The sequence below is a fragment of the Sinobaca sp. SA16-1 genome (assembly GCF_059510515.1).
The window spans coordinates 402022-423083 of the sequence record NZ_JCAKFL010000001.1 but is presented as its reverse complement, the minus strand read 5'-3'; the positions used below and the strand labels follow the sequence as shown (position 1 = coordinate 423083).

At 48.6% G+C, this 21062-nt stretch carries 23 protein-coding genes; 19 read left to right on the top strand and 4 right to left on the bottom strand.

Annotated elements, in window-relative coordinates; translation table 11 throughout:
• The first annotated feature begins 5 nt into the window (after positions 1 to 5).
• The 13 genes from AC5W2J_RS02010 to AC5W2J_RS01950 all read left to right on the top strand — a co-directional run bounded on the left by AC5W2J_RS02010 (position 6) and on the right by AC5W2J_RS01950 (position 11851).
• The gene (locus tag AC5W2J_RS02010) at positions 6 to 989 is read left to right on the top strand and encodes an alpha-ketoacid dehydrogenase subunit beta (RefSeq protein ID WP_496057810.1); all 984 of its coding nucleotides are present in this window, start codon (positions 6 to 8) and stop codon (positions 987 to 989) included.
• Between the two features lie 13 nt (positions 990 to 1002).
• A complete protein-coding gene (locus AC5W2J_RS02005) occupies positions 1003 to 2310 on the top strand; it encodes a dihydrolipoamide acetyltransferase family protein (RefSeq protein WP_496057809.1) in 1308 nt (435 codons plus the stop codon).
• 13 nt (positions 2311 to 2323) lie between these two features.
• On the top strand, positions 2324 to 3685 hold the full coding sequence (gene lpdA / locus AC5W2J_RS02000; protein WP_496057808.1) for a dihydrolipoyl dehydrogenase: 1362 nt from the start codon (positions 2324 to 2326) through the stop codon (positions 3683 to 3685).
• A gap of 114 nt (positions 3686 to 3799) precedes the next feature.
• Positions 3800 to 4744 (top strand): sugar-binding transcriptional regulator, encoded by a 945-nt coding sequence (locus AC5W2J_RS01995; protein ID WP_496057807.1) that lies wholly within the window; start codon positions 3800 to 3802, stop codon positions 4742 to 4744.
• 130 nt (positions 4745 to 4874) lie between these two features.
• On the top strand, positions 4875 to 5276 hold the full coding sequence (locus tag AC5W2J_RS01990) for a transcriptional regulator GutM (protein ID WP_496057806.1): 402 nt from the start codon (positions 4875 to 4877) through the stop codon (positions 5274 to 5276).
• Entirely contained in the window at positions 5264 to 5815 is a 552-nt protein-coding gene (srlA, locus tag AC5W2J_RS01985; protein ID WP_496057805.1) for a PTS glucitol/sorbitol transporter subunit IIC, read from the top strand. Before AC5W2J_RS01990 ends, srlA begins: the two co-directional genes overlap by 13 nt.
• 15 nt (positions 5816 to 5830) lie before the next feature.
• Positions 5831 to 6871: a PTS glucitol/sorbitol transporter subunit IIB gene (gene srlE / locus AC5W2J_RS01980; protein ID WP_496057804.1), complete on the top strand. Its 1041-nt coding sequence runs from the start codon at positions 5831 to 5833 to the stop codon at positions 6869 to 6871.
• Positions 6872 to 6894: 23 nt separating this feature from the next.
• On the top strand, positions 6895 to 7278 hold the full coding sequence (locus AC5W2J_RS01975; RefSeq protein ID WP_496057803.1) for a PTS glucitol/sorbitol transporter subunit IIA: 384 nt from the start codon (positions 6895 to 6897) through the stop codon (positions 7276 to 7278).
• Positions 7279 to 7302: 24 nt separating this feature from the next.
• A complete protein-coding gene (locus AC5W2J_RS01970) occupies positions 7303 to 8640 on the top strand; it encodes an NAD(P)H-dependent oxidoreductase (RefSeq protein WP_496057802.1) in 1338 nt (445 codons plus the stop codon).
• A gap of 17 nt (positions 8641 to 8657) precedes the next feature.
• Positions 8658 to 9002: a bh protein gene (locus AC5W2J_RS01965; RefSeq protein ID WP_496057801.1), complete on the top strand. Its 345-nt coding sequence runs from the start codon at positions 8658 to 8660 to the stop codon at positions 9000 to 9002.
• 134 nt (positions 9003 to 9136) lie between these two features.
• Positions 9137 to 10405 carry an aspartate aminotransferase type Ic gene (locus AC5W2J_RS01960; RefSeq protein WP_496057800.1) on the top strand — a complete coding sequence of 423 codons (1269 nt, stop codon included), beginning with the start codon at positions 9137 to 9139 and terminating at the stop codon, positions 10403 to 10405.
• Positions 10406 to 10674: 269 nt separating this feature from the next.
• Positions 10675 to 10899 carry a hypothetical protein gene (locus AC5W2J_RS01955; protein WP_496057799.1) on the top strand — a complete coding sequence of 75 codons (225 nt, stop codon included), beginning with the start codon at positions 10675 to 10677 and terminating at the stop codon, positions 10897 to 10899.
• Between the two features lie 88 nt (positions 10900 to 10987).
• The gene (locus AC5W2J_RS01950; protein ID WP_496057798.1) at positions 10988 to 11851 is read left to right on the top strand and encodes an alpha/beta hydrolase; all 864 of its coding nucleotides are present in this window, start codon (positions 10988 to 10990) and stop codon (positions 11849 to 11851) included.
• A gap of 466 nt (positions 11852 to 12317) precedes the next feature.
• Here the strand turns inward: AC5W2J_RS01950 and AC5W2J_RS01945 are convergent, their stop codons facing one another.
• Together AC5W2J_RS01945 and AC5W2J_RS01940 are read right to left on the bottom strand one after the other, a co-directional pair.
• Positions 12318 to 13217, bottom strand: coding sequence for a hydroxymethylglutaryl-CoA lyase (locus AC5W2J_RS01945; protein WP_496057797.1), 900 nt, complete (start codon positions 13215 to 13217; stop codon positions 12318 to 12320).
• Positions 13210 to 13881: a GntR family transcriptional regulator gene (locus tag AC5W2J_RS01940; protein WP_496057796.1), complete on the bottom strand. Its 672-nt coding sequence runs from the start codon at positions 13879 to 13881 to the stop codon at positions 13210 to 13212. The genes AC5W2J_RS01945 and AC5W2J_RS01940 overlap by 8 nt, the downstream gene beginning before the upstream one ends.
• A 247-nt stretch (positions 13882 to 14128) precedes the next feature.
• Between AC5W2J_RS01940 and AC5W2J_RS01935 the strand changes: the two genes are divergently transcribed.
• From AC5W2J_RS01935 to AC5W2J_RS01910, 6 genes are all read left to right on the top strand, one after another.
• The gene (locus AC5W2J_RS01935; RefSeq protein ID WP_496057795.1) at positions 14129 to 15373 is read left to right on the top strand and encodes a CaiB/BaiF CoA transferase family protein; all 1245 of its coding nucleotides are present in this window, start codon (positions 14129 to 14131) and stop codon (positions 15371 to 15373) included.
• 74 nt (positions 15374 to 15447) lie between these two features.
• On the top strand, positions 15448 to 15705 hold the full coding sequence (locus AC5W2J_RS01930; protein ID WP_496057794.1) for a hypothetical protein: 258 nt from the start codon (positions 15448 to 15450) through the stop codon (positions 15703 to 15705).
• The gene (locus tag AC5W2J_RS01925; RefSeq protein ID WP_496057793.1) at positions 15702 to 17237 is read left to right on the top strand and encodes a sodium:solute symporter family protein; all 1536 of its coding nucleotides are present in this window, start codon (positions 15702 to 15704) and stop codon (positions 17235 to 17237) included. Before AC5W2J_RS01930 ends, AC5W2J_RS01925 begins: the two co-directional genes overlap by 4 nt.
• Before the next feature lie 41 nt (positions 17238 to 17278).
• Entirely contained in the window at positions 17279 to 18541 is a 1263-nt protein-coding gene (locus AC5W2J_RS01920; protein ID WP_496057792.1) for an MFS transporter, read from the top strand.
• Complete coding sequence (locus tag AC5W2J_RS01915; RefSeq protein ID WP_496057791.1) at positions 18528 to 19148, top strand: flavin reductase family protein; 621 nt, start codon at positions 18528 to 18530, stop codon at positions 19146 to 19148. The genes AC5W2J_RS01920 and AC5W2J_RS01915 overlap by 14 nt, the downstream gene beginning before the upstream one ends.
• Before the next feature lie 328 nt (positions 19149 to 19476).
• Positions 19477 to 19992 carry a hypothetical protein gene (locus tag AC5W2J_RS01910; protein ID WP_496057790.1) on the top strand — a complete coding sequence of 172 codons (516 nt, stop codon included), beginning with the start codon at positions 19477 to 19479 and terminating at the stop codon, positions 19990 to 19992.
• On the opposite strand, the gene AC5W2J_RS01905 is transcribed toward AC5W2J_RS01910, so the two are convergent.
• The gene (locus tag AC5W2J_RS01905) at positions 19968 to 20384 is read right to left on the bottom strand and encodes a VanZ family protein (protein WP_496057789.1); all 417 of its coding nucleotides are present in this window, start codon (positions 20382 to 20384) and stop codon (positions 19968 to 19970) included. The genes AC5W2J_RS01910 and AC5W2J_RS01905 overlap by 25 nt on opposite strands.
• A 107-nt stretch (positions 20385 to 20491) precedes the next feature.
• On the bottom strand, positions 20492 to 20914 hold the full coding sequence (locus AC5W2J_RS01900; RefSeq protein WP_496057788.1) for a VanZ family protein: 423 nt from the start codon (positions 20912 to 20914) through the stop codon (positions 20492 to 20494).
• Positions 20915 to 21062: the final 148 nt, after the last annotated feature.

The following is a 21062-nucleotide window of genomic DNA, read 5'->3' as shown; positions in this document are numbered from 1 at the left end:
GTGTCGTGAGAGAGATAACGTACGCAGAAGCAGTTCGGGAAGGATTAAGCCAGCGCATGCGGGAAGACAGTGACGTCTTTGTGCTTGGAGAGGATATTGGTGTATACGGCGGAGCATTCGGCGTGACGAGGGGAATGATTGAAGAGTTTGGGCCGGAGCGGATCCGCAACACGCCGATTTCGGAGGCCGCGATTACCGGAGCGGCGGTGGGAGCGGCATTAACGGGCATGAAGCCTGTGCTGGAACTGCAGTTTTCCGATTTTATTACGATTGCGATGGATCAGCTCGTAAACCAGGCGGCGAAAGTGCGGTATATGTACGGCGGCAAAGGCCATGTGCCTATGGTCGTGCGGACGCCCTCCGGATCAGGGACAGGTGCTGCGGCCCAGCATTCCCAGAGTCTCGAAGCATGGGTGGCGCATATTCCGGGGCTGAAAGTAGTACAGCCCTCCACTGCCTACGACGCCAAAGGGTTGTTGAAAGCGGCGATGGAAGACCCGAACCCGGTCATTTTTTATGAACATAAAGTGTTGTATAAATCAAAATCGGACGTGCCGGAAGAGGAATACACGATTCCACTTGGAAAAGCGGATATCAAAAAAGAGGGCACGGATGTCACAATTATTGCGACGGCCATTATGGTCCATAAAGCGCTGGAAGCAGCCGAAGAGCTTGAGAACCGGGGAATCAGCGTGGAAGTCGTGGATCCGCGAACGCTCGTGCCGCTTGATGAAGAAACGATTGTGAATTCCGTTTCGAAAACCGGCCGGGTGATTATTGTCCACGAAGCAGTAAAGCGGGGAGGATTCGGCGGCGAAATTGCAGGAGTGATCGCAGAAAGCGAAGCGTTCGACTATCTGGATGCGCCTATCCGGCGGCTCGGAGCCCTTCCGATTCCTGTTCCCTACAATCCCGTATTGGAAAAAGCGATGATTCCTCAGGTGGAGGATATTATTAAAGCCGTGGAAGAAACGATGCGCGGAGCATAAAGGAGGGAATAAAATGGCGAAGGAAATTTTTATGCCGAAGCTGAGCAGCACGATGGAAACAGGCACGCTGCTGCAGTGGTTTAAAGAAGTAGGCGAGCAGGTGGACGTCGGAGATCCGGTATTTGAGATCATGACCGATAAGATAAATATAGAGGTAGAAGCCTATGAAGAGGGCATTCTGCTGAAAAAATATTATGGAGTGGACGACGAAATCCCGGTAAACGGTATTGTCGGCTATATTGGAAAGGCAGGCGAAGAAGTGCCTGAACAGCCCGACGGCCCGGCAGAAGAGGCGGAGCCGGCAGAAACGAATTCAGAGGAAGCCCCTATGGAGGCAGTGATGCCTGGTGAAGCTGAAGCTTCCTCCGGCAGCCGCGTGCGGGCAACCCCTGCGGCACGAAAAGCGGCTTTGGAAACGGGCGTGGATCTATCAACGCTTAAGGGGAGCGGTCCGAATGGACGTATTCATAAAAAGGACGCAGCGGCTGCAAAACAACGGACGAAACGAATCACTCCGCTCGCAGAAAAGACAGCCGCCGATACGGGAGTCGATCTGGAAACAATCCAGGGAAGCGGTCCGAACGGGAAAATCTACCGCAAAGATGTAGAACGGCCCGAAGAGCCGGCGCCCGCTGCGGCTTCCGAAGCATACGAAGGCACCCGTCGGTTTATCGGAGAGCGCATGCACCAGAGCAGCAGCGAAATACCCCACGTCACGCTTAATACAGAAATAGATGCTTCTGCTTTAAAGAAAATGAGGCTGGAGCTGCTGCCGGTAATCGAAAAGAAAACCGGGAAACGTCTGTCCTATAACGATATTCTTGTTAAAGCGCTCGGCGAGGTGCTGATTTCGCATCCGCAGATTAATGCGACATTTGAACAGAACAGTATTACCCGGCATCAAGAGGCGCACATCGGCATAGCGGTTGCAGCTGATATTGGACTGATGGTCCCTGTACTGCGTAATGTAGAAAAGAAAAGCCTGTCGGTTATCGTTCAGGAAAGCAAGGAGCTTGCGGCGAAAGCAAGAGACGGCCGTACCAAGCCGGATGACATGAAACAAGGTACCTTTACGATCAGTAACCTGGGCATGTATGCCGTCGATACTTTTAATCCAATCATTAATCAGCCCCAGGCAGCGATTCTCGGGGTAGGAAGAATGCAGGACAAAGTCATTGCGGTAAACGGCGCAGCGGAAGTGCGGCCGGTTCTCTCCCTAAGCCTTTCGTTTGATCACCGTATTGTGGACGGGGCGCCGGCGGCTGCGTTTTTAACGGAGCTGAAAGAAAAGCTCGAATCCCCGTATGAGCTTTTAATATAGGAGGCAGAAACAAATGCAGACATACGATATTGTGATTGTTGGAGGAGGACCCGGCGGCTACACAGCTGCGTCCCGGGCGGCTGCCCTTGGGCAGAGAACCGCGTTGGTGGAAGCGGCGGACCTTGGCGGTACATGCCTGAACAGGGGGTGTATCCCTTCGAAGACGTACCTTCGTCATGCAGAAGCTTACAGGGAAGTGCTCCACGCCGGGCAGTTCGGGATTGAAACAGGTGATGTTCAGTTTTCCTATGCCTCCATGCTGGAGCGGAAAAATAACGTTATTAATACGCTTCGTAAAGGCGTGGCCTCGCTGATGAAAGCCGGAAAAATTGATGTGATTCGGGGCAGGGGCACAATTCACCCGGACTTAACCGTCAGCGTGGATGATGGCGGCACAGAAACAGTCATTCAGGGAAAGAAAATTGTTGCCGCTATGGGTTCTACTCCAGCTGTACCCCCAATTAAAGGCATCGAGCAGTCTGCTTATCATACGAGTGACACGATTTTTGAAATGGACCGCATGCCGGAGCGCCTGACGATTATCGGGGCGGGTTATATTGGTGTGGAATTTGCCAGTATTTATGCTGCATTTGGCGTTGAAGTTACGCTCGTTGAGATGGCCGACCGGATTATTCCGCTCGAAGACAGCGATGCCGGTGATGAGTTAAAGCGGACGCTGTTGGAGCAGAACGTAACGATCCTCACAAATACGGCAGTAGAAGAAATTAAAGACGGAAGCCGCACAGTGATCAATAAAGACGGCAGCCGGTCCTTGCTCGAAGCAGACGTACTGCTCGTTTCCACGGGGAGGCGCGCCAATCTGGAGGCACTGGCCGAATTGAATCTAAAAAAAGACGGCCCCTATATCCATACCAATAAAATGATGCAGACGAGCCATCCGGATATTTATGCGATTGGCGATCTGGCAGGAGGGTGGCAGCTGGCGCATGCAGCAAGTGCAGAAGGCACGATTGCAGCCGAGCACGCCTCCGGTGAAACCCCGAATATTAATATGCAGCTTATACCGAGATGTATTTATACGTATCCGGAAGTCGCTTCAGTCGGATTCAGCGAAGCGGAACTGCAAAAAGACGGACGTGTCTACAAAACGAGCAAAACACCGCTGCGAATCAATGGGAAATCGTTGACGGCCGGCAATACAAAAGGATTTATGAAGCTTTTTTCCGATGAAAAATATGGGGAGATTCTGGGTGCCGTGTTAGTTGGGCCGCACGTGACGGAAATGATTGCCGAGCCGGAAGCTTTTATGCAGCTGGAAGGAACGCTTGAAGAATGGAAAGCGATGGTTCATCCGCACCCTACACTATCAGAAAGTCTGCACGAGACGGCAGTTTCTCTGCTGAATAAACGATAAATAGAGACCAGAGTTTATTTTTGTTTTTTATTGGAACATATGTAACCAAGATGCCCAGGCTAATGATATACTGGGAAAAAGTTTGATATGTCTAATGAAAAAAGGAAGAACAACATGCTGAATTGGGAAGAACGCAGAATGATCGTGAAAGCAGCAAAGCTTTACTACGCAGAGGGGTGGACACAGGCCCAGATTGCCAAAAAAAACGGCGTGTCCCGGCCGGTCATATCAAAATTGTTGAACCGGGCAAAAGAAGAAGGAATTGTGGAAGTCTATATTAAAGATAAAACCGTACAGACAGTAGAGCTTGAGCAGAAGCTTGAAAAAAAATACGGACTGAAAGAAGTCATTGTTACAGCCGGCGCGGGATATACGCCGGAAATGGTGCTGCGCCAGCTCGGCAAAGCCGGCGCTTCCTACTTATCAAAACGTTTAACAGGTAACAAAAAAATCGGTATCTCCTGGGGGGCTTCCGTTCATGCGCTGATTTCGGAATATCCTTACGAGCGCAGGGAGCAGACGCATGTCGTACCGCTTATTGGAGGCATGGGAAGTAATTTTGTACACCTGCACTCCAATCAGCTGAGCTTTCATTTCGCACAGAAGCTGAACACGAGCTGTTCGTATTTATACGCCCCGGCGATGGTGGAGTCCGATGACCTGAAGAACCGCCTCACCGCTTCAAAAGACATAGCAGAAGTATTGGAAGAAGGAAGAAATGTTGATATAGCAGTAGTTGGGATTGGAAATCCGGTCGTGCAGTCGACGATGGAAAAGATGGGCTACATTCACGAAAATGATATTGCCTCGTTGAAAAAATCACAGGCGGTAGGCGATATTAACTCCAGTTTTTTCGATTCACTCGGCCATAAAGTCGACCACCCGTTAAATGATCGTGTGATCGGTTTGAATTTAGAAGAAATTAAACAGATTCCTGAAGTAGTGGCCATCGTCGAAGGGGCGCATAAAATCAACAGTGTCCATGCGGCTTTAACAGGCGGCTATATTGACGTATTAATCATTGACGACAGTATGGCACAAGCTCTGGCGGAAGAATAATAAACGTCCGGTGCCTGTGGCACGGAGATTATTTTTTTAATTTTCAAAAAACCACTTGACTTAAAATTGAAAGCGCTTTATTATATTTACAAACGTAACTAACCATTACAAATGTAAATGAGGTGGCAGTATGTGGGGAACATTTATTTTCATTTTTGCCGGCATGTGGACGCTGCAGTTTTTAATGACGCAATGGCAGGTGAAGCAGTACAAGGCGAAGGTAAATAGACTGAGCGGTAAAAAAACAGGATTTCTTGGCACGGGCTACTACAAAAAGCGTTTCGGTTTTGGAGCGGTAGCCATTTTAATCAGTGATACAGAAGGGTTCATCAAAGAAGCCCACGTAATGAGAGGATTAACTATTTTTGCAAAATTCAAAGAAAAGCCGGAATGGGAAGGGCTGTCACTGGAAGAATGCCGCTTTTACCAGGGTGGAAAAGAAAAAGAACGCTTTGCCATCCAGAATGCACTTGAACTGATTATTAAAGAAAAAGCAAACAGAGACAAGGAGGAGAGAGTATGGATTTCTTAATTGCAGCAGCAGAGGGTTTTATCGGCATGTTTCAGGCCGGCGGGGATACATTTATCGGACTCGTTACAGGGATTATACCGCTTCTGATCTGCTTAATTACCGCCGTTAATGCCCTTATCAAATTTATCGGGGAAGAAAGGGTGTTCTCTTTCGCACAGAAGTGTACGAAAAATATCATCCTTCGCTACACGATCTTTCCACTGATGGCTGTATTCTTTTTAACAAACCCGATGTGCTACACATTCGGACGCTTTCTCCCGGAGCGCCAGAAGCCGGCTTTCTACGACTCATCGGTTTCCTTCGTTCATCCGATTACCGGACTCTTTCCTCACGCCAATCCAGCTGAACTGTTTGTTTATACAGGAATTGCTGCCGGCATTACGCAGCTTGGATTGTCGCTTGGGCCGCTCGCGATTCGTTTTTTCATCGTTGGGATCATTGTAATGCTGCTTCGCGGCATTGTAACGGAAATTATTTCAAACAGAATGTTTAAAAACAAAGAGCGGGAAGCGGCAGAAGCACAAGCCGCCTCTTCATAATCGGAGGGATAAATCATGGCAGAATATAAAGCAGTTAAAGTATCCAAAGGACCTACAGGATGGGGAAAAGGCCTGATTATTCATCCCTCGGATGAAAAGAAATATGTTATTTCCGTTACCGGCGGCGGCATTCACCCTGTTGCCCAGGAAATAGCGGACAGAACAGGAGCAACACCGATAGACAGTTTTGCTACTTCTGTTCCAAAAGAAGAAATCGCCTGCGCCGTTATTGACTGCGGCGGTACGGCCCGAAGCGGCGTTTATCCAAGAATGGGAGTTAAAACCGTTAACACCTACGGGAACTCTCCTTCCGGCCCGCTGATGAAATTCATTAATGAAGACAATTTTGTATCGGGTGTCGGAATAAAAAACATATCCGACCTGGAAGGCTCTGAAGAAGACGCAGTTGAAGCAGATAATGAAAGAATAGAAGAGAAAGAGTCGCTTCTTAATAAAGACGTAGCAAAAAAGATAAAAGAAGAAGCAAAACAGAAGGCGGCGGTCGAACACCCGCGGAAACAAAACAAAATCAATTCCATGATTCAAAAGCTCGGCGGCGCGATGGGGAATGTAATCAGTATTTTTTATCAGGCCGGCCGGGACACGATCGACACCGTTATCAAAAATATTCTACCCTTCATGGCTTTTGTCAGTACATTAATCGGAATTATTACATTCACAGGTATTGGTGATCTGATCGCGAACTTTGTAACGCCTCTGGCCAGCAGCTTGACCGGTATGCTGATTCTATCGCTTTTGTGCTCGATTCCGCTCATTTCGCCGATGCTTGCGCCAGGGGCCGTTATTGCCCAGGTTGTTGGTGTGTTAATCGGTGTGGAAATCGGACGCGGCAATATTCCACCGGAAATGGCACTGCCTGCACTATTTGCCATTAATCCGCAGGTTGGTACAGACTTTGTTCCCGTTGGTTTAACGCTCGGAGAAGCAGAAACCGAAACAATCGAAGTCGGAGTGCCGGCTGTACTATTCTCCCGCTTAATTACGGGTCCGATTGCTGTAGTAATTGCTTACTTCTTTAGTATTGGAATGTATTGATCGAAAATAGAGGAGGAATTTAAATGAAGGAGACGGTTACGATGTCTGATTATTTTAAAGTGAAAGTAGAATATGTAGGAGAAGAAGCAGACATGATGTGGGAGGAGAAAATGGTCATTCTCTTTAACAATACCGTTCCGCAGGATTTGAAGGATATTGCCATTGTACACGATGGAGGCAGCCTGGCTGCCCCAATTGAAGAAGGCGATGTGATGATGATCGGCGACACCTCCTTTACCCTTTTGTTTGTAGGAGACAAAGCGAACGAAACGATGACCGATCTTGGTCACGCCACGTTTCATTTCAATGGTGCTGATTCTGCCGACCAGCCGGGGACCATCTGCCTGGAAGACAAAGAAATTCCTGCAATTGAGCCTGGAATGATCATTTCATTTCGAAAAAAATAAATAGAACATAAGGAGTGGACAGCAATGCTCGGAACGAATAGAAAGCTGATTGCATTAGAGCAGCAGGGGAAATCCATACGCGTAGGATTGGTCGGGGCCGGCCAGATGGGACGGGGAATGATCGCCCAGATTGAAAAAATGAAAGGCATGAAAGTAGTAATCACGGCTGATATTGCTGTCGAAAATGTTGTCAACGCCTACGAAAATGCCGGTATTAAAAAGACGAGCCTGATTGTAACCGATAACAAAAGCGAGGCAGCGGAAGCTATCCGTTCCGGACTTGTAGTGGCTACAGCGGATGCTTCGCTTGTGAGCGGGCTCGCCGACGTGGATGTCGTCGTCGATGCGACCGGCGTACCGAACGTAGGCGCGGAAATTGCCTGGAAATCGATCACAAACAAAAAGCACATTGTCATGCTGAACGTAGAAGCAGATATTACGGTAGGGCCTATCTTAAAGCAGATGGCAGATGCCGCAGGGGTAGTGTACACCGGGTCGGCAGGAGATGAACCCGGCGCGATCATGGAGCTGTTTGATTTCTCGGAAGCGCTCGGTTTTGAAACCGTCGCCCTCGGCAAAGGCAAGAACAACCCATTAAACGTGGAAGCTAATCCGGATACGGCTGCCAAAGAAGCGGCCGAGAAGAAGTCGAGCCCGAAAATGCTCGCCTCGTTCCAGGACGGCACGAAAACGATGGTGGAAATGAACGCGGTAGCCAACGCGACCGGATTTCTTCCGGATAAGCCGGGAATGCACGGCTTTCAGGGAGAAGTGAAGGACCTGCCGGCGTTTTTTGAAACAAAAGAAAACGGCGGAAAAGTATCAAAAGAAAAAGTAGTGGAATACATTAATGGCATTGCGCCCGGCGTGTTTGCAATCATCCGCTCCGAGCAGGAGGAAGTAAACGCAGAGCTGACCTATTTAAAAATGGGAGACGGCCCGAACTACGTATTGTACCGGCCGTATCACCTGACGAGCCTGGAGACACCGCTTTCGATTGCGAAAGCCTATCTCGATCACGTACCGACGATTGCTCCTTACAAAGGACGGATCGCAGAGACGGCAACCGTGGCGAAAAAAGATCTGGCGGAAGGCGATTACCTGGACTCCATTGGAGGATTTACCGTGTACGGCACGATATTGGCAGCAGATGAGTCTGATGCCATGGAAGCCCTTCCGATCGGCCTGGTGGATCGACACATAAAAATGAGAAAAGCGGTAAAAAAAGGCGAAATTATCCGTATGAGTGACATCATCCATGAAAAAGACACGACAATCTGGAAACTTCGCGAACTGCAGAATACGTTCGGCACGGTTTCTGCAGAAGAAGATGGTATAATCAAAGAAGCACCGGTAGTATAAATAAAGAGGGGATCGTCATGAAAAAGAATGTTATGATTGGTGATCTATTTTGTGAAAGCTGTAAAGAAGAAGTGCCTCACAGAATTGAATATGTGAACAATGAAATTTCGACCATAACGTGCGAAGTCTGCGACCGCAATATTCAAATTAACCGGGACATGATGAAAGAATTTTACGAAGAAATTTATGAGCGTGTGTCTTCCAAGCCTCATCGGATCACAGAAGAATACAAAGAAGACTTAAATCATTTCATTACAAGCTTTCCATTCCGCGTAGTCAGCAAACCGTACCGTTTGATTAAAGATATGAACCAGACGCACCAGATTTTAAAAGAGCACCGGGACAAGCATCCCCGCCACTGATAAAATGGGAAGCCTTTTTTCTATTATAGAAAAGAAGGCTTTTTCTTTTTGGAGAAAATGGGAACAGCATTCACATACAGCCCTGGATAGGTATATAATAAAATAGTGAAATCAAGCAGAGGAGACGATAACGCATGAGTATGCAGAAAAACGAGGAACGCCTCGAATCGCTTCAAAAAAGCTATGAACAATACAAAAGCGAAAACCTGAATTTAAATATGGCCCGGGGCAAGCCATGTCCGGAGCAGCTCGACTTGTCCAATGGCATGATGGACATTCTTTCTGCCGGCAGCAGTCTGAAAAGTACCGATGGAACAGATCTTCGAAACTATGGGGGCATTGACGGCCTGCCGGAAGCCAAAGAACTGTTCTCGCAGATTCTCGAAGTTGGGACAGATGAAATAGTAATCGGCGGCAACTCGAGTCTTGCACTGATGCATGACTCGATTGCACAGGCGATGCTGCACGGCGTGCCGGGAGGAAACGGACCCTGGTCAAAGCAGGAAAAGGTAAAATTCCTCTGTCCGAGTCCGGGGTATGACCGGCACTTTGCCATTTGTGAGCTATTTAATATAGAAATGATTATTGTTGATATGAAAGAAGACGGCCCGGATATGGACCAGGTGGAAAAACTTGTCCGTGAAGATGAGGCAGTAAAAGGAATCTGGTGCGTGCCGAAATACAGCAACCCGACCGGTATTGTCTATTCAGATGAAGTGGTGGATCGTTTGGCTTCGATGGAAACAAAAGCCGCAGACTTCCGGATTTTCTGGGACAACGCGTATGCGATTCATCATTTAACCGATGAGCCGAAAGAAATTAAAAATCTGCTCGATGAGTGTAAAAAGCAGGGCAGCCCGAACCGGGTGCTGATGTTCAGCTCGACATCGAAAGTCACGTTTCCGGGCTCAGGCGTAGCGATGCTTGCAGCAAGCGGAGAGAATTTGGACAAGTTCCGGAAGAATATTTCTTTTCAGACGATTGGTCCGGACAAATTGAACCAAAAGCGCCATGTAGAATTCTTTAAAAACATGGATGGCCTGAAAGAGCACATGAAAAAACATGCAGCGATTATTGAGCCGAAGTTTCGCGCGGTTATAGAAATTCTCGATCAGCAGCTGGGTGGCAAAGGCATTGCATCATGGGATCGTCCGGACGGAGGTTACTTCATCAGCCTGGATACGCCGGAAGGCTGTGCAAAAGAAGTGGTAGGAATGGCTTCCGACCTTGGTGTGACGCTTACCGGAGCGGGCGCTACGTTCCCTTATAATAACGACCCGAAGGACCGGAACATCCGCATTGCACCGACGTTTCCTTCCGAAGCGGAGCTGCGTAAAGCGATTGAAGTTCTCTGCGTATGTATTGAACTGGCCAGCCTGAAAAAAACCGGTCAGGCATCGTAACTAAACCTTTTTTCCTGTTTCCAAGAGAGCGGTTGCTTTCAGTGTATGTTTACGTTACGATAATAAATATACATGAGCGGTACATCTTTTTAAACTTAATAATAGGCAGCAATAAATAGACTACAGAGCTATTTTATGAGCCGGAAAACGAGTAAATCCTACCCGTTTTCTGGCTTTTTTTCGTCTTAATGCAGAAAAGAACCCGGCTCATATTGAGGCAGCCGGGCTTCACCGCTTTTTCAGAACATAGAGGAGGAGGCAGGGACAGGATGAATTACATGATTGACCATAAGAACCAAATGATTCATAACGGCCGTTTTGCAGGGGATTACTGCGGCCTGTCGCAGATTGAAGAGGGCGACAAGGAGCATGTGAATAATCAAAAAGTAGTGGACATGCTTGTAGACGATAAAGGCTACGAGAAATGCTCGTACTGCTGTGGTTCTTTTATTCCGGGATTTATCCAGCATTCAATCGAGTCAAAAACAGAATAAAAGCATTCTGCCGGCCGTCGAGGCTGGTTTTTTTATGGAGAAAAACCAAGTTGGGATTTGCTATAATGAAAGAAAAGGAGACGGAGACATGCTCACAAACCAGCGGATACAGGAATATTTAAAAGCGTATATGCTTGATGACAGGCGCTGGATCCATCAGTGGCAGGAGCTGCCAGAAACCGAAACCGTTCCTTCCTTATTTGTTCAGAGCTTTGCGCCGGCTTCTTATGAGCGAACCGTACTGATGATCCACGGTTATTTTGACCATAGTGCGACGAACCGGCTATTTCTTTTTTATCTGCTGAAAAAGGGATACCGTGTCCTTCTTTTCGATCTGCCGGGGCACGGCCTTTCCGGAGGAAAACGGCACGAGGTGGAGAGCTTTTCTGTCTATCAGGCTGCTTTAAGCCGGGTAATTGATACCGAAAGTGCACCTTTGTATGCCCTCGGACACAGTACAGGAGGTGGGCTGCTGGCCGAATATGTGCTGAGAGGAGGGCGGAAGCTGGAGCGGGCAGCGCTTGTGGCACCGCTCCTCCGCTCCAGTCCCTGGTGGCCGAGCCGGGCCGGTGCGCTTGTACTGGGTCCCTTTAAACAAACACATCCCCGTAGGTTTAGAATGCACGTAGGATTTCCGGGGTTTATGGAAGAACTGGCGCAGGATCCGCTCCAGGGGGCGGCGGTCTCGTTTACGTGGGCGAGAGCATTAGTTCAATGGGAACGATATATGCGAAGCCTTACTCCTCTGTTAAGTGAAAATGTGCAGATACTGCAGGGCAATAAGGACGAAACGATCGACTGGACGTTTAATATGCAGGCCTATCACCGGCTGTTTCCGCAGGCGGAAAAGATATTTATAGAAAAGGGAAGCCATGCTCTTTTAAATGAGCGGGAGCATATCCGTCCGATCGTCTTTCACCTGCTGCTTCGTTTTTTCGGACGGACTGTTTAATATAGTTGACTATCTGCTTTTATATAGCAATAGATACAAAGAGGAGGCCGAACAGAATGCAGGAACCAGTAGGGAGCTGCTGTCAGTGCGGACGGACCGTCTATTGTATGGATGGGTTTTTAAATGGTGTTTATATAGATAACGACCTATACTGCTTTACATGCAAAAAAGAACAACCTCTCTAATGAGAAGTTGTTTAGGCTGTTGAAAAAAACAAAAAATACGTATTTTTATACAAAAACCTGGACAGGGGTGCTTTCCGCAGGCCATGCCTCAGCTAAAGAGGAAAAGAACGACCTCTTTATCTTCACCTATGGCTGTTCTGCAGGAGTCACCCCTGTTTATTTTTTCTTCTCTCCTTCTCAACAAAGTATTAACAGAATTCGAGATCATGTATAGGTATACAAGGTGAAATAGTTTCTCGATAATCTGAACAACCTCTCTAATGAGAAGTTGTTTTTTTTTGCTATGCGTTGGCGAGCTCACTTGTTTTGCCGGCTTTCATTACCATGCCGTCGAGTGTTTTCCCCATCCAGTATTCCACCTGACGGGCGAGGGCAATCATTTTATCCAAATCCACTCCGGTCGTTACTCCCATTTCTTCAAACATATGAATCATATCTTCCGAGGAGACATTTCCGACCGCTTTCGGTGCAAACGGACAGCCCCCGAGGCCGCCGACAGATGCATCAAACCGGGTGATCCCGGCTTCGTATCCGGCCAGGACATTGGCGAGGCCGAGACCGCGTGTATTATGAAAATGAAGGCCGAGCGGAATATCCTGTCCTACCGCCTTCTGAACGGAAGCGACGCGTTCTTTAACGGAAACCGGGTTAGCCATGCCGGTCGTGTCGGCAAGCACTACGCTGTCCGCGCCGGCCTTCACAAACGTCTGGGCGGCCTGAATTACCTGTTTCTCCGGTACTTCTCCTTCATAGGGACATCCAAATGAAGTGGCCAGCACGGCTGTGAAAGGACGTTCTCCCTGTATCGCTTGAAGCGCTTGGGTAAGCTCTGTTATCCCCTCTTTTGTCGTGCGTCTGGCATTTTTTTTGTTAAACGTATCGCTGACGGCAAGCGTTGCATGCAGTCGGTCAATAGACGTCTCCATAGCCCGGTCGATGCCGGAGGAGCTGAGAACCAGCCCCGCAATTTCCGTTCCTTCGCGTTTTTCCAGCTGATCGACCACCGTTTCAGCATCGGCCATCTGCGGAACCACTTTGGGATTTACAAAAGAAACAGCTTCTACCTTTCTTACACCGGCTCCGATAGCCCGTTCAATCATCTCCACTTTCTGCCCGGTAGTGAGCAGCACTTTTTCGTTTTGAATGCCGTCCCGGGGTCCGACTTCGCATAATTCAATCATCTGATCCGCCTCCTTCATAGTAGTGAAGCACGTAGTCCCTGCCGCGGAAAATGTGCTCGGTCATCGCCGCCTTTGCCCGCTCGACGTCACCGGATTCCACCGCCCGCAGGATTGTATGATGATTCTGCAGGGAGAAAAAAAGATTTTCCTCATCAAACCAGTAAAACGAACGGAACACAAGGGGCAGCACAACCACTTTGGAAATCAGCTCCCGGACGTGGTCGTTGCGGCTTGCTTCAAAAACAGCATCGTGGAATACGTGATTGGCTTTCACGATAGCATCAATCCGTGCCACGTGCTCCTGCCCTTGTTTTTCCAACGCCTTTTCATAAGCATCATTGGCCTGTTTCATTTTCTCCAGGTGGTCGTTCGTCCGGTGAATCGATGCCTGGCCGGCCGCGTAGCTTTCCAGCATGGCCCGCAGGTCATATACCTGGCGGACATCCTCTTTGGAAAACACTCTTACGCTGAAACCGCGCTTTAAAGGAGTGATCAGACCGTCAAACTCGAGCTGCTTTAACGCCTCCCGTATCGGGGTCCGGCTTACGTCCCAATCCTTTGTTAAACTTTCTTCGGTCAGCCTGTGTCCCGGCTCATACACCCCGGTCACGACAGCCTGCTTTATTTTTTCATAGACGTTCATACGCAGCACCTCTATTCCCATTGTATACAAGCGGGTAGAGAAAACCAAATATCGGCTTATTGTATACAGTGATAATAAAAAACCCTGATGCTTTATTTATACCAGTAAATAAAAGCTTGTCAATATAGGATAAATGTATTGATTTTAAATAGTTTGACAATTTAACTTGCTAGTTTGTATACAAAATGCTAGTTTATAAGAAAGAAAGCGGCTTTTGCTTGTTGTTTTTTGTAAAGGTTTACATTAAAAAAGAAGGCGGGTGCGCAGCATGGCGCAAATAGATGAAAAGACAAAATCAGAACCGCGCGGCAGTGAAGAAGCAGTACTTCCTCTGGAGGGAATCCGCGTACTGGAAATGGGAACACTGCTGGCAGGACCGTTTGCCGGCCGGCTGCTTGCCGATTTTGGCGCAGAAGTGATTAAGATTGAGCCGCCGGACAAAGCAGATCCTATGCGCAGCTGGGGAAAGAGCAAAGATGGGACAGGGCTGTGGTGGCCGATTCAGTCACGAAACAAAAAATCGATTACGCTAAATATGAGAGAAGAGGAAGGACAGAAGCTGTTCCGGCAGCTGGCAGCAGAGTCGGACATTGTAATAGAAAACTTCCGGCCCGGTACGATGGAAAAGTGGGGTGCCTCCTACGAAGAGCTGTCGGCTGAGAATCCCGGATTGATTATGATGAGAACGTCCGGATTTGGACAGACCGGTCCTTATAAAAAACGGGCAGGATTTGGCAGCGTCGGCGAAGCGATGGGAGGTCTCCGCCATGTAACCGGGTTTGAAGACCGGCCGCCTTCCCGTATCGGAATATCGATCGGTGATACGCTCGCAGCCCTTTTTGCAACAATTGGCTGCCTGACAGCGGTTCATGAGCGCCATACATCCGGTAAAGGCCAGGTGATTGATACGGCTATTTATGAGTCGGTTTTTTCTGTGATGGAGAGTATTATCCCGGATTATCTGCTGGCCGATTATGTGCGGGAGCGGATGGGTAATATTCTGCCGGGGGTAGCCCCGTCCAACATTTATTTTACAAAAGATGATACCTACATTGTCATCGGAGCGAATGCGGACGGCGTCTTCCGGCGTCTCTGTGAAGCCATGGGGGAGCCGGAACTGGCGGACCATCCCGATTATCATACACATGACGGGCGCGGCAGAAATATGAAAGCGCTGGATCTTCGGATCGAAGAGTGGACCAAGTCGCTTCCGGCGGAAGAGGCGCTGGCGGTACTTGAAGAAAAAGGCGTGCCTTCCGGAAAAATATTTTCGGCTGAAGATATTGTAGAAGATCCGCATTACAAGGCAAGAGAGATGATCGTGCCGGTGGAGCATCCGGAGCTGGGAAGCTTTCCGATGCCGGGTGTGGTTCCGAAATTAAGCCGTACCCCGGGCAAAATAAAAAAGCCCGGCGCCAGCACAATGGGAGCCGACAACGAGGAAGTATACGGCACGATTCTGGAAATAAACGAAGAAAAGCTCAAGCAGTTAAAAGACAACCGCATTATTTAATCAGCCGGGAACCGCATCCGGCTTTTGTTTTCCATATGCATGTAAGCGCTTTTATATGAGAGGAGTTAAAGACGATGCAAAAAAAGGTGAAAGAGCCGATCCGCAAGCCGTGGATCTGGATTACGATGGGACTGCTTGTCGTGTTTAATGCGCCGTGGTATCTGCCGGTAGGAAGCATGGAACCATATATACTGGGCGTCCCTTACTGGGTGCTGATTTCCACCGCCCTTTCCCTGATACTCTGCGGCTTTTTGAGCTGGCTCTGTCTGCATGAGTGGGACATTGTCGAAGATTTGGAGGAGGAAGGCAGAGAGAGGAGCGGGCATAAATGAATCTGACGTTTTCAGGCGCGGATGGGATTATCATTCTTGTTGTCTATGCTGTGATCATGCTTTTGGTCGGCTACCTTGCCGGGCGGGGAAAGAAGCTGAATGAATCGCTCAATGATTATTATCTGGCCGGTAAAAATCTTGGAATTATCGCTCTATTTTTCACCTTGTATGCTACGCAGTACAGTGGCAACACCGTTGTTGGGTACGCGCCGAATGCGTACCGGGAAGGATTTTCCTGGCTGCAGTCGATTCCTTTTATGACGATTATTGTCGGGGTCTACCTGATGTTTGCGCCGCGGCTGTACGCAATCTCCAAACGGGCTAACTTTATTACACCGACTGATTGGGTCACATACCGTTTCCGCAATAAGGCGGTAACGATTCTTGCTATTATTCTTATGCTCTGGGGATTGGGAAACTACTTACTCGAACAGCTTGTCGCCATTGGGCAGGCCGTGGCCGGGCTTACCGGAGGTACGATTCCCTATGAATATGCTGTTATCGGCTTTGTGTTTGTCATGCTCACGTACGAATGGCTGGGTGGAATGAAAGCCGTGGCCTTTACTGACGTTATGCAGGGCATTGTATTAATGATCGGCATTATTGTGCTGCTGGTAGGGGCGCTGACGCTTACAGGAGGCGGCTTTACGAATCTTACATCAGATATTGCGACAACAGCGCCGGAGAAAATAGGTGTCCCTGATACGATTACTTCGGTAAACTGGCTCAGCATGATTCTGCTCGTTGGATTTGGGGCCGCTATTTATCCGCACGCGGTACAGCGGATTTATTCCTCGCAGAGCGAGCGGACGCTGAAGCGTTCTTTGTCCCGAATTGCATTAATGCCGCCAATTACGACAGGATTTGTGCTGATTATCGGTATTATTGGCATTCAGCTGTTTCCAAACCTGGATACTGCGGCGTCGGAACAGCTTATCGGTCTCATGGCCAATGAAGTGGCGGCTATTAACGGCTTTTACTACTGGACGATGGTTATCTTATTCGGCGGTATTGTTGCCGCCATTGTCTCCACCGCTGACTCGGCGCTGTTAAGTTTTTCATCAATGGTATCCAACGATATTTATGGCAAATACATTAACCCGGATGCGCCGGAAAAGAAAAAAGTAAAAGTCGGAAAATTAGCAGGAATAGGCGTCATTGCCCTGCTCTTATGGATTGCCTGGAATCCGCCCGGCACATTGTACCAGATTTTTGTATTGAAATTCGAACTGCTGGTGCAGGTATTCCCGGCTTTTGTGCTGGGGCTTTACTGGAAAAGGCTCGCCGCTGTTCCGGTTTTCTGGGGCATGCTCACAGGCGCCATTATTGCGGCAGCCATGACGCTGACAGGAAACAGTACCTTTATAGGGGTGCACGGCGGCGTCATTGGACTTGCAGCTAACTTCTTTATCTGCACGGTCGGTTCCCTTCTTATACCGGCTAATCAGGCGAAACAGGATGAAGCAGAAGAAAGAAGCTCGATGAAACTGGAGGAAATCAAGTATAATGAAAAAACAGGTTCATTAGGATAGAGCCTTTCTGCTTTTAAACTGCTGTAAAGAAGGTCCTGTTTATGACATTATCACCGCTTACCGACACATCAAATGAACTCATAGGAAAAAAACCATGGATCATGCTTGGCTGGCTGCTGTTCGCGCAGATATTGGTTGCTTTTGTAGGGAGAAGTTTGTCCCCGCTCGGTGTGTTTATAGGCGAAAGCTTGTCGCTTACGAATGCCCAGATCGGTATGCTGCCGGCCGCCTTGTTTTTCGGGCAGTTTGCGGCCGCTATTCCTGCGGGAATCTATGTGGACCGGATCGGCACGAGGCCGCTTCTCCTCGCGCTGTCGCTATGCCTGGGCATCAGCCTGTTTTTAGCCTCGATGACAACGAACTTTACGATGCTGCTGCTTCTTATTGTGATCGGCGGCTTTGGCTATGGTGCGATGCACCCGACGTCCAACCGCGGCATTATTTACTGGTTTGAGCATAAAAGCCGCGGCACCGCGATGGGCATTAAGCAGATGGGGGTAACGGCAGGCTCAGGGCTGGCCGCACTTCTGCTTGTGCCGCTGGCCGGCTGGTACGGCTGGCGTCCGGTCGTTATGCTTGCGGCCCTGCTTTTGATTGGGGCCGGCCTGCTCAGCTTCTGGAAGTATCGTGATACGAAAGAAGCAACAGAGATTCGAAGTAGCCCGCCGGAAAAAGGAGCAACCTTCAAGCGGCTGAAAGCGATGGGACGCAACCGCCCGCTGCTGCTCATGAGCGGAGGGGCGATGGGCATTAACGGCGCCCAGATGTGCCTGAATACGTATATGATTATTTATGCGATTCAAGTGATCGGGCTTCCGATTTACCAGGCGGGGCTGCTGCTTGTTGTCTCGGAGATTGCAGGATCGATTGGACGCATCGGTTGGGGAACGGTCAGCGACCGTTTGTTCAACGGCAACCGCCTGATCATTTTAAGTATTATTGCGGTAGTGTCTGCCGTCTGCTCGATTATTATGGCAGGATTTTCTCCCGGCACGTCGTTTTTTGCGATGGCGGTTCTTGCCTTTTTCTTTGGCAGCTGCGTATCCGGCTTTAACGGCTTATGGATGAACGCCGCCACAGAGCTTGTGCCTGCCAAAGAAGCAGGGCTTGCCAGCGGCTTCAGCATCAGCGTCGGTTCGTGGGGCGTGATTATCGGTCCGCCGCTGTTTGGACTTGTAACGGATATTACCGGCGCTTTCACGGCCGGGTGGTACAGCCTGGCCGGCCTGCTTGGATTAATAGGATGCTTGTTTATATACCTTCATATTTCAACAAGAAAGGACGAAGCCCATGCCCAGTCATGATGCGTTATCGTTTGTACCGGAAGAATTAAAGGACAAAGATATGTATAAGCTGCTAATCGGTTCCATTGTGCCAAGGCCCATTGCCTGGATCAGCTCAAAAGATAAAGACGGAGTACTTAATCTGGCGCCGTTCAGCTTTTTTACCGTTGCTTCCAGAAAGCCGCCGACCCTGCTTGTATCCATCGGTCCCGGCGTGAAAGAACGGGAAGGAACCGTGAAAGATACGCTGGAGAATATACGGGCCACAGAAGAATATGTCATTAACATTGTGCCGGAACGCCTGGGCAGCAAAATGCATCATTCATCGGAGAGTGTGGCATCATCGGTCGATGAATTTGAGTTGACCGGATTAACAAAAGAGCCGTCCCGGGTAATCGATGTGCCGTCTGTGAAAGAATCCCCGATCGCGTTTGAATGCCGGCTGTCGCAGATTATTCCTGTAGGCGGGGACCATCTGGTGCTGGGGGAAGTGAAGCATGTCCGTATGGAAAAAGATGTGTATTTAGGCAACTACAAAACAAATATTGATTATTGGAAGCCGCTCGGACGCCTGGCTGGAGATTATGCCGGCCTGACCGATTCCTATCCGCTTCCGCAGGATGACTGATCCGGGTGTTTTATAAAAAGCGCCATCCGGTAATATAAATAGGAAATAAGACAAAGCATGCAGTGGAAGCAAAAGTTGTCAGGTGGAAGACTCCGGCAGAACAGCCATCGGTGAAGATGAAGAGGGATTTTCTCTTCAGCTGAGGCATGGCCTGCGGAAAGCGCCGCCTGAAAATATAACACCCCGGCCCCTCTACTTGAGGGGTCTTTTTGTGCACTTGTGAAATTTTATTGACAATTTTTTACTGGAGCACTGGAAAAACAGGATACCCTGCCGATATTAAGAAAGACAATTCGAGACGTTTATTATATAGAAAAAGGGGCCAACTATGCTAAGTCAACTAATCACCTCTAAAACGAGGCTTCGTCTGCTTCTCAAGTTCTTCGTCAGAACTGAAAATGAAGCATATCTCCGCCAGCTGGCGAAAGAATTCAATGACTCCGCCAATGCAGTACGCGTGGAATTAATGCGTTTAACGAACGAAGAACTCCTGCTTACAAGAGATGCCGGCAATACAATAATGTACCGGGCGAATACGGAGCATGAATATTTCGGAGACCTCCAGCGCCTTGTATGGCGGTTCACGAAATGGGAAGAAATGAAACACATCTGTGAATCACCGGCTGTAAAAGAAATATACCTTGGAGAAGTGAATGAAGCCAAATCTTTTGAATACATAATTGTTCATGATCTTGATAATGCAGGGGCCCAGCATTTGTTTTTTCCGAAAGAGGGGACGCCGGTAACCATCATGAATCCCGACCAGTTTGCGGAACAAAAAAAAAGCAGGAAATCCTGCTTTAAAATCTGGGACTATTCTTATCTCAGCCAGTTAATAAAATGAATAATCTGCACAGCTGTAAAAGCAATAAATAGAGTAAACGCTGCAGCAGAAGAATTTAGAATTACATCGCTTACAGCAGCACTGCGTCCGTCTATGAAAAATTGGTGAACTTCATCGAGCAGCCCTACAAAGCTTGCCCCAACCCAGCCAATCACATACGACCATTTTGATTTAGAAAAAGTGCGCCATAAAATAAGAGCGATTATACTGAAAACCATAACGTGAGCCGTTTTTCGAACAGCGAAATTCAGTGGTTCTGCCGGAATAAGCGGAACGATCGAAAGGATGCGTTCGGTGTTCTGTCCGGTAGCCACCGAAGAAGATGTCAGTGCGTATAATGCTATTACAAGAGCTGCACCAATCAACAGCCAGTGCCATCGTACCATGGCCATAATAAGTGCCTCCCTTTTTGTTTGCTGCAGAATCAATCAGTATATAATTCTTTTTACCGAAAGTCCACTTCCTCTTATACCCTGTCATATGTTTCCACTAACGGCTGTTACGTAAACAGCCGTTTTTTGCTTCGTTTGCGGGTGAAAAACAATAACCCCCATACAGCCAGCAGCGCTGCGGCAGCTCCGGCAGCATTAATCAGGACATCGGTAAACAAGGCGCTCCGTTCCGGTACAAAGGACTGATGCCATTCATCCACCAGCCCGTACCCGGAAGCGAGAGCCCACGCTTTAACAAAGCGAAGCGATGCCCCGCGCAGCGTCAGCCAGAACAAAACGGCAAGCAGACCGAACGCCGCCAGATGCACGGACTTTCTAAGAAAAAAATTCACGACAGCTGCATCGAGAAACGGATTGGTAAACATCCGTTCCGTAGAGCTGCCGGTAAAAATAGTCAAGCGGGTGGCTATTGCGATCATAAGACACCAGCTGATCGCTGCCATTCCCCAAATATATCGTGTATCCAACATGTCTGCATCACCTGTAGAGAAGTATAAAGCAGGGAAAAAAGAAAGTCACGAAAATCCGGGCAGATAGGATAGGGTGATGGACAATAGGGAAAGCAGCAAAAAAGCAGGAGGAGCCGCTGGCTGCGGCATTCTCCTGCTTTTTTATTTA

What these genes read in the sequence shown, in the direction of transcription:
- AC5W2J_RS01930 (WP_496057794.1), top strand. Translation starts at nt 15,448, where the DNA reads ATGCAAAAAAAGGTGAAAGAGCCGATCCGCAAGCCGTGGATCTGGATT.
- AC5W2J_RS01990 (WP_496057806.1), top strand. Translation starts at nt 4,875, where the DNA reads ATGTGGGGAACATTTATTTTCATTTTTGCCGGCATGTGGACGCTGCAG.
- AC5W2J_RS01900 (WP_496057788.1), bottom strand. Translation starts at nt 20,914, where the DNA reads ATGTTGGATACACGATATATTTGGGGAATGGCAGCGATCAGCTGGTGT.
- AC5W2J_RS01910 (WP_496057790.1), top strand. Translation starts at nt 19,477, where the DNA reads ATGCTAAGTCAACTAATCACCTCTAAAACGAGGCTTCGTCTGCTTCTC.
- AC5W2J_RS01960 (WP_496057800.1), top strand. Translation starts at nt 9,137, where the DNA reads ATGAGTATGCAGAAAAACGAGGAACGCCTCGAATCGCTTCAAAAAAGC.
- srlA (WP_496057805.1), top strand. Translation starts at nt 5,264, where the DNA reads ATGGATTTCTTAATTGCAGCAGCAGAGGGTTTTATCGGCATGTTTCAG.
- AC5W2J_RS01995 (WP_496057807.1), top strand. Translation starts at nt 3,800, where the DNA reads ATGCTGAATTGGGAAGAACGCAGAATGATCGTGAAAGCAGCAAAGCTT.
- AC5W2J_RS01905 (WP_496057789.1), bottom strand. Translation starts at nt 20,384, where the DNA reads ATGGCCATGGTACGATGGCACTGGCTGTTGATTGGTGCAGCTCTTGTA.
- AC5W2J_RS02005 (WP_496057809.1), top strand. Translation starts at nt 1,003, where the DNA reads ATGGCGAAGGAAATTTTTATGCCGAAGCTGAGCAGCACGATGGAAACA.
- AC5W2J_RS01920 (WP_496057792.1), top strand. Translation starts at nt 17,279, where the DNA reads ATGACATTATCACCGCTTACCGACACATCAAATGAACTCATAGGAAAA.
- lpdA (WP_496057808.1), top strand. Translation starts at nt 2,324, where the DNA reads ATGCAGACATACGATATTGTGATTGTTGGAGGAGGACCCGGCGGCTAC.
- AC5W2J_RS01965 (WP_496057801.1), top strand. Translation starts at nt 8,658, where the DNA reads ATGAAAAAGAATGTTATGATTGGTGATCTATTTTGTGAAAGCTGTAAA.
- AC5W2J_RS01970 (WP_496057802.1), top strand. Translation starts at nt 7,303, where the DNA reads ATGCTCGGAACGAATAGAAAGCTGATTGCATTAGAGCAGCAGGGGAAA.
- AC5W2J_RS01945 (WP_496057797.1), bottom strand. Translation starts at nt 13,217, where the DNA reads ATGATTGAATTATGCGAAGTCGGACCCCGGGACGGCATTCAAAACGAA.
- AC5W2J_RS01915 (WP_496057791.1), top strand. Translation starts at nt 18,528, where the DNA reads ATGCCCAGTCATGATGCGTTATCGTTTGTACCGGAAGAATTAAAGGAC.
- AC5W2J_RS01950 (WP_496057798.1), top strand. Translation starts at nt 10,988, where the DNA reads ATGCTCACAAACCAGCGGATACAGGAATATTTAAAAGCGTATATGCTT.
- AC5W2J_RS01975 (WP_496057803.1), top strand. Translation starts at nt 6,895, where the DNA reads ATGAAGGAGACGGTTACGATGTCTGATTATTTTAAAGTGAAAGTAGAA.
- AC5W2J_RS01940 (WP_496057796.1), bottom strand. Translation starts at nt 13,881, where the DNA reads ATGGGAATAGAGGTGCTGCGTATGAACGTCTATGAAAAAATAAAGCAG.
- AC5W2J_RS01935 (WP_496057795.1), top strand. Translation starts at nt 14,129, where the DNA reads ATGGCGCAAATAGATGAAAAGACAAAATCAGAACCGCGCGGCAGTGAA.
- AC5W2J_RS01955 (WP_496057799.1), top strand. Translation starts at nt 10,675, where the DNA reads ATGAATTACATGATTGACCATAAGAACCAAATGATTCATAACGGCCGT.
- srlE (WP_496057804.1), top strand. Translation starts at nt 5,831, where the DNA reads ATGGCAGAATATAAAGCAGTTAAAGTATCCAAAGGACCTACAGGATGG.
- AC5W2J_RS01925 (WP_496057793.1), top strand. Translation starts at nt 15,702, where the DNA reads ATGAATCTGACGTTTTCAGGCGCGGATGGGATTATCATTCTTGTTGTC.